The organism is Mucilaginibacter sp. (genome assembly GCF_964263795.1).
GTDB lineage: Bacteria > Bacteroidota > Bacteroidia > Sphingobacteriales > Sphingobacteriaceae > Mucilaginibacter.
The window spans coordinates 1-7,189 of sequence record NZ_CAXVWK010000108.1; the positions used below are offsets into that span (position 1 = coordinate 1).

General features: G+C 45.6%; 7 protein-coding genes and 1 riboswitch. Of the genes, 3 read left to right on the top strand and 4 right to left on the bottom strand.

Annotation, left to right across the window (positions count from 1 at the left end; genetic code table 11):
* The 4 genes from ACE5CV_RS17165 to ACE5CV_RS17180 all read right to left on the bottom strand — a co-directional run.
* On the bottom strand, positions 1-704 hold a 704-nt coding region (locus tag ACE5CV_RS17165; protein WP_374951422.1), incomplete at its 3' end, for a homoserine dehydrogenase.
* Positions 704-1,759 carry a homoserine O-acetyltransferase gene (metX, locus tag ACE5CV_RS17170; RefSeq protein WP_374951423.1) on the bottom strand — a complete coding sequence of 352 codons (1,056 nt, stop codon included), beginning with the start codon at positions 1,757-1,759 and terminating at the stop codon, positions 704-706. The genes ACE5CV_RS17165 and metX, both read right to left, overlap by 1 nt.
* 95 nt (positions 1,760-1,854) lie before the next feature.
* On the bottom strand, positions 1,855-3,168 hold the full coding sequence (locus ACE5CV_RS17175; protein WP_374951424.1) for an O-acetylhomoserine aminocarboxypropyltransferase/cysteine synthase family protein: 1,314 nt from the start codon (positions 3,166-3,168) through the stop codon (positions 1,855-1,857).
* Positions 3,169-3,409: 241 nt separating this feature from the next.
* A riboswitch (SAM riboswitch) is annotated at positions 3,410-3,521 on the bottom strand.
* Positions 3,522-3,737: 216 nt separating this feature from the next.
* Positions 3,738-4,853, bottom strand: coding sequence for a trans-sulfuration enzyme family protein (locus ACE5CV_RS17180; protein ID WP_374951425.1), 1,116 nt, complete (start codon positions 4,851-4,853; stop codon positions 3,738-3,740).
* A gap of 193 nt (positions 4,854-5,046) precedes the next feature.
* On the opposite strand from ACE5CV_RS17180, the gene mqnE reads away from it, so the two are divergent.
* From mqnE to ACE5CV_RS17195, 3 genes are all read left to right on the top strand, one after another.
* A complete protein-coding gene (gene mqnE, locus ACE5CV_RS17185; protein ID WP_374951426.1) occupies positions 5,047-6,240 on the top strand; it encodes an aminofutalosine synthase MqnE in 1,194 nt (397 codons plus the stop codon).
* Positions 6,241-6,305: 65 nt separating this feature from the next.
* The gene (locus tag ACE5CV_RS17190) at positions 6,306-6,932 is read left to right on the top strand and encodes a histidine phosphatase family protein (protein ID WP_374951427.1); all 627 of its coding nucleotides are present in this window, start codon (positions 6,306-6,308) and stop codon (positions 6,930-6,932) included.
* Positions 6,933-6,941: 9 nt separating this feature from the next.
* The coding region (locus tag ACE5CV_RS17195) for an MqnA/MqnD/SBP family protein (protein WP_374951428.1) at positions 6,942-7,189 on the top strand (248 nt) is incomplete at its 3' end.

Sequence of the window (7,189 nt, forward strand, 5' to 3'; positions counted from 1 at the left end):
AGCTTCTTTTCGCGGGCATACTGCAAATCGTTAGGAGCAAGGTTTTGGATGCCTATATTAAGCACAGCCTCGGGATCAATCACTACACCATAAGCATGGGCCGCAGCAATGATCAGCTTATACTTGGCATCGTAACCACCCACGTCCATGGTTGGGTCGGTTTCGGCAAAGCCCAGATCCTGCGCTTGCTTTAAGGCACTATCGTAGTCCAGCCCTTCCAGATAACCCTTGGAAAGGATGTAGTTGGATGATCCGTTAAAAATCCCGCTGATAGAATGCAGCAGCTCGTTATCATAATACTCCTCCAGGTTGCGGATGATCGGGATACTTCCGCATACTGAGCCTTCGTACAATAAAGATGTGCCGTGCTTATGCTGTAGTTCGATCAGTTCCTTTAAATAAGTAGCGATCATTTTTTTACTGGCCGATACCACATTTTTACCTGAGCTAAGGGCACGTGAAACGATCTCGAAAGCCGCCTCGGTATCATTGATCAGTTCAACTACGGTGTTAATCTCCGGGTTGTTCAGTATATCGTCGCGATCTGTTGTGAAAAGTTCCCGGGGTAAAGAGCGTTCCTTCTCGGGATTTTTAATGGCGATCTTTACAATTTCGAGGTTGAGGTTTTTGGTTTTGATGATGTCATACAGGCCCTGGCCTACAACTCCAAACCCGAAGAGGCCAATATTCAGTTTCTTACTCATTAAGCAATTTTTTGCAATTCAATTATCTTTCCTTTTACATCGGTTGTTATAAACGATGTAACGATTTTTGTTAACGCTTCTGTTTCAATTAAAAATCCGTCGTGCCCGTAAAACGACTCTACCTCGGCAAACGCGGCTTTCGGGATGTGCCTGAACAGGTATTGCTGTTCTTCTATAGGGAACAACAGGTCTGAATGGATTCCGATAACCAATGTTCGCGCCTTAACCAGGCTCAGCGCCTTATCAACGCCATGCCTGCCTCGGCCTACATTGTGCGAATCCATTGCTTTAGATAGGTACCAGTAACTATAGGCATTAAACCGGTTAACCAGTTTTTGGCCCTGATAGTTTTGATATGTAGCCGCTTTAAAATTATCTGTGGTGGTATCGCCGTCTTCCTGTTGGGTTATGCCATATGTTTTATAATTTCGGTACGATAAAAGAGCGATACTGCGGGCAGCTTTTAAACCTTTACTGCCACTATCAGGAGTGCCTGCGTAAAAGGTACGGTCTGCCGTGATCGCTAAACGCTGCGATTCGTTAAAGGCAATTCCCCATGGCGAATGATTGGCATTGGTAGCGATAAGGATAAGATTTTTGATCCTGTCCGGATCAATGATGCTCCACTCCAAAGCCTGCTGCCCGCCTAACGACCCGCCTAACAGGATGCCGATCGTATCGATACCCAGGTGCCCGGCCAGTAGCTGGTGGGCCTTAACCATATCACGAATGGTAAATTCCGGGAAAGCCAGGTAATAAGGCTGCCCGGTAACGGGATTAATATTCAATGGGTTAAAACTGCCGTATGGCGAGCCGATAATATTAGCGCATACAATAAAGTGCTCATCCGGGTTAAAATGATCTTCGGGGCCGAAAAAGCCTTTCCACCAATCAAAAACATCAGAATTAGCCGTGAGCGCGTGGCATACCCAAACCACGTTATCGCGGTTGCTGTTTAAGGTGCCATAAGTATTGTAACCTATCTGAAGCCCCTGTACCTTCGCGCCCGATTCAAATTCAAAAGTGCCGTTATATGTATAATGTTGTAAACTCATTTTGGTGCTTTGGTTATCATGGGAGCAACCGCCTGGCAGCCGCTCGCTAATAACATCACTTTAAAAACTAAAAAACTAAATAAAAACTAAAGGGCTTAAGCTAATTCCAATTGCTTGATTTTGGCAAACGCCTGTTCAAAGTCGGCTTTTATATCATCAATATGTTCAATTCCAACGGCAATACGCAGCAGGGCCGGTGTAACACCGGCAGCAAGTTGTTCGGTATCTGATAATTGCTGGTGCGTAGTAGCAGCAGGCTGTATGATGAGCGTTTTTGCATCGCCCACGTTAGCCAGGTGACTAACCAGTTTCAGGTTATTGATCACCGCACCAGCCTGTTCTTTATCGCCTTTAAGCTTAAAAGAAAGCACGGCGCCAAAGCCATTTTTTAAGTATTTTTTTGCCAGTGTATGGTGCGGCGACGACTCTAGACCGGGGTAGTTCACTTTAGCTACCTGCGGGTGCTGCTCCAGCCATTTGGCCAGTTCAAGCGCATTGTCTACGTGGCGTTGCACGCGTAATGACAGGGTTTCTAATCCTTGCAGGTTTAGCCAGGAGTTAAATGGAGATTGTGACGGACCGAAATCTCTCAGGCCCTCAACCCGTGCACGGATAATGAACTGGATATTGCCAAAAGGCCCGCCGATGCCAAAAACATCATTAAATATTAATCCGTGGTAACCTTCGGAAGGCTCGGTGAATTGTACAAACTTACCATTGCCCCAATCATAAGTGCCACCATCAACAATTACGCCGCCAATGCTGGTGCCATGCCCGTTGATCCATTTGGTAGTCGACTCTACCACCACGTGGGCACCGTGCTGTAACGGGCGGAACAGGTAACCACCGGCTGCAAACGTGTTATCTACAATTAGCGGCAGGTCGTGCTTTTTAGCCAGCGCACCTAATTTTTCAAAGTCGGGAATGCTAAAACCCGGATTGCCTATGGTTTCTGTGTAAATTGCCTTGGTATTATTGTCTATCAGTTTCTCGATATTTTCTGCGCTATCATCTTCGGCAAAGCGTACCTCGATGCCTAAGCGCTTGAATGCTACTTTAAACTGGTTATAGGTGCCGCCGTACAGGAAAGGGGAGGTTACAAAGTTATCCCCGGCCTGTAAAATATTGTTTAAGGCAATGAACTGGGCCGCCTGGCCGGATGCTGTTGCCAGCGCTGCCACACCATCTTCTAAAGCTGCGATGCGTTTTTCGAACACATCAGTAGTAGGGTTCATTAGGCGGGTGTATATATTGCCAAATTCTTTTAAGGCGAACAAGTTAGCGCCATGTTCGGCACTGTTAAAGACGTATGATGTGGTTTGATATAAAGGTACGGCGCGTGAACCCGTTGTCGGGTCAATTTCCTGACCGGCGTGAATTTGTAAAGTTTCGAATTTTAAGTTTGACATGGTATTTATTGTTAGCTATTTGAAAATGATTTATTTACGATGAATTGCACAGGATAGAAGTATCCTAAAGGGTGCCACGTGTTTTCGGGAAAATCTCAGAAAAGGGAACGTGTGCAGCAATTAACAACAGCAGCAACACATGCAAATACAGCCAGGTAGGTTGTTAGTTGCAGAAAATATACCCAATTGGGTTATAGATGTGTTTTGTTGCGCTAAATAAATCAGACTTTTCATGATTAAAAATTTATATCCCCCGGTTAACTTTTCTCCGGGACAGGAATTGGCACCTTCTAAACCTTTTAGGGTTGCCAGCGGTTCTTCGAGCCTGATCTCTCGCCGCTTCTTTATAAATCAAAATCCGTTTGAGGGAATTGATTAAGGTATTTCTACCAAATAATGTTTCAAATATAGAGCAATCGAAATTTAATATCCAAATAAAATTTTAAAATAATTAGATATTTAGTTTAAATGCTTATAAGTTAAGATTCAACAGAGCAAATTTTGATCATGTTTGGTTGCTTAAAATGTTTCAACTTAACATTTTAACGTGGTGATAAAGCACTGTTGTTCTACTTCATCGCCTGCTCCAGATCTGCTATCAGATCGTCGATATGCTCCAATCCAATCGACACCCTTAACAAGTTGAACGGTGTTTTGGTATCCGGCCCCTCAACTGATGCGCGGTGCTCTATAAGGCTTTCTACGCCGCCTAAACTGGTGGCTTGTGTAAATATATTCAGACTGTTCACCACGCGTTTCGCTTCGGCTTCGCCGGCTTTCAGGGTGAATGAGAGCACAGCACCAAAGCCGGTCATTTGGGCTTTTGCGGTGGCATATTCCGGGTGCGATTGCAAACCCGGATACATCACTTTTTCCACGCTGTCGTGGTTTTCCAAATACTCGGCAAGTAACTGTGCGTTATGGACATGCCCGCGTATACGGTAAGGCAATGTTTTTATGCTTCGTGTAAGATAATAACAATCCATCGGTGATGGCACGGCACCGCCCATGGTTTGAACATTGCGGATCTTCTCCCAAAACCCGTCTTTTTCTTTGGTGACCAGGGCGCCGCCCATCAGGTCGCTGTGACCACCGAAATACTTGGTTGTGGAGTGCATCACCAGGTCGGCACCTAATGTTAACGGTTGCTGGCATAGGGGGGTAGCAAAGGTGTTATCACAAACTACCTTGATTTGTTGCCCGGCTGCCGCAGCTACCACCTTTTTAATATCTGTGATCTTCAACAGCGGGTTAGATGGCGTTTCTACCCAGATAAGTTTGGTATTTGGTTTTAAATGCGCCTGCAGCACCTCCGGGTTGTTGATATCGATAAAATCAAACTCCAGTATCCCAACAAAAAGCTGTTTAAGCTGGTTGCGCAGGCCGTGGTACATATCGTCGGGTGCGATAATGTGGCTACCCGGTTGTAACGCCTGGAAAACCGACATGCCCGCCGCGTTGCCTGATGAAAATGCCGCCGCATCGGCGCCACCCTCTAACCGGGCTATCACATTTTCTAAAGCGGTGCGGTTTGGGTTAGCTGAGCGGCTGTATTGATAACCTGCAGCGAAACCGCCATCGGCATCACGCTCAAACGTAGTAGCCATTACAATAGGTTGTATAACTGCCTTTGTTGATTCGTCGGTGTGGTTGCCTGCATGGATGGCGATAGTCTCAATTTTCATTGTTCAGAATTATCCCGCCAAAATAAAAAGAATTTTAATGGCAACGGGATAAAGCGCCACTTATTACGGGATTTCGCCGACAAGATTTATATGTGTAAACCCATCGTCATTTTAGGTGTTTAAACACGGGTTAGTAAATAGTTGCTGTATAAAATTGCCGCAATTTGCTACCTTTGCCTAAACATTTTTATAAATGGAAGTATCAGATAATTTCCAGGTATTGCTGAATAACCCCCAACTTTTACCTGAACTTAAAGACATTGCTGAGAAGGTACTCCATAACCAGCGCATCACATTTGATGAAGGCGTTTTGCTCTATCAAAAGGCAGAACTGGGCTACCTGGGAGTACTTGCCAACTACATACGTGAACAAAAACACGGCGACAAAACTTATTTTAACCGTAATTTCCATATCGAGCCAACCAACCTTTGCGTTTACGATTGCAAATTCTGCTCGTACTCACGGTTGCTTAAACAACGCAGCGAAGGATGGGAATACACGATGGAAGAAATGCTGGACATCGTCAAAAAATATGACGACCAGCCGGTTACCGAAGTACATATTGTAGGTGGTGTTTTACCGCAGTACGATGTTGCCTTTTACAGTGAGTTGTTTACACGCATTCGCCAGCACAGGCCCGATCTGCATGTGAAAGCGCTTACACCGGTTGAGTATCACTACATCTTTAAAAAAGCCAAAATTGATTACGCTACGGGCATGCAGCTGATGAAAGATGCAGGTTTGCAGTCCATTCCCGGTGGTGGTGCCGAGATTTTCCACCCTGAAGTGCGCGACCTGATCGCAAAAGACAAATGTACCGGCGACCAGTGGCTGGCCATTCATGAGGAGTGGCATAAATTGGGTATGCGGTCTAACGCTACCATGTTATATGGTCACATCGAGCAATACCGTCACCGGGTTGACCACATGGAGCGTTTGCGCCAGTTGCAGGACCGCACCGGCGGTTTCCAAACATTCATTCCGTTAAAATTCCGCAATCAGGATAATCAAATGAGCAGTGTGCCGGAATCGACAGTTGTTGAAGACCTGCGTAATTACGCTATCTCCCGCATCTACCTGGATAATTTTGATCATATAAAAGCTTACTGGGCAATGATCAGCCGCACAACGGCGCAGTTATCCTTAAACTTTGGGGTAGATGATATTGACGGCACGCTGGATGATACGACCAAGATCTATGCAATGGCTGGTGCTGAAGAGCAAAACCCGGGCATGAGCACCAGGGAGTTGGTGGAGTTGATTAAGAATGCCGGCCGCCACCCCATTGAGCGTGACACGCTTTATAATGTGATGACCGACTACAAAGATTTCCAATTTGAGGAAACCGTAAAACTCAAGTACTATAAACTGCCGGTTATTAATTAGTTTATCGGTTAATTGTCCATTGGTAGGGATGGAATATGCCGTTAAAAACAAATGAATTCGCATAAATGAACCCAATACAAAAAACGTTATATATTGTACGCCATGGCCAAACAGACCTGAACAAGCAGGGGATTGTACAAGGCCGGGGCAGGGATACCGATCTGAATGACGAAGGCCGCAAGCAGGCCAACCAGTTCTACAGCGCTTACAAGGATGTAGCTTTTAATAAGATCTATATATCTGAATTAAAGCGCACGCAGCAAAGCATCCAGCAATTTATTGATATGGGCATCCCTTATGAAAAACTGGCCGGGCTGGACGAATTAGCCTGGGGCATCCACGAAGGTCAGCCGGCCACACCCGAAACGAAAGCCGCCTTTTTGGATATCATGCGCGATTGGCTTAACGGCAAACTGGATGCTAAATTTGAAGGCGGCGAGAGCCCAAATGAAGTTAAGGCGCGCCAGTTGGAGGCTTTAGATACCATCATGAGCCATCCCGAAGAGCAAACGGTATTGGTTTGTATGCATGGCCGGGCTATGCGTCTGTTGTTGTGCCTGTTAACCGGCAAACCGTTGACGGAAATGGATAACTTTCCGCACCAAAATCTGATCCTGTACAAAGTAACGTTCGACGGCGACAAATATGAAATTGTCGACTTTAACAACGCCAAACATTTAAAAACATCCTGAGAGCGATTAGTGAAAAAGATAAAAATTTCCGCCGTTAGCTATACTAACACCAAACCGTTTTTATACGGCCTGCAGCATTCGGATATCATCAATGAGATAGACCTGAGCCTGGATATGCCTGCCGACTGCGCGCAGAAACTTATAGATAATCAGGTCGATATTGGCCTGATACCGGTAGCCGCCACCTTAAACCTGCCGCAATGGGAAATTGTATCGGCGTACTGCATTGGTGCTGTTGGTGCAGTAAATTCGGTTTT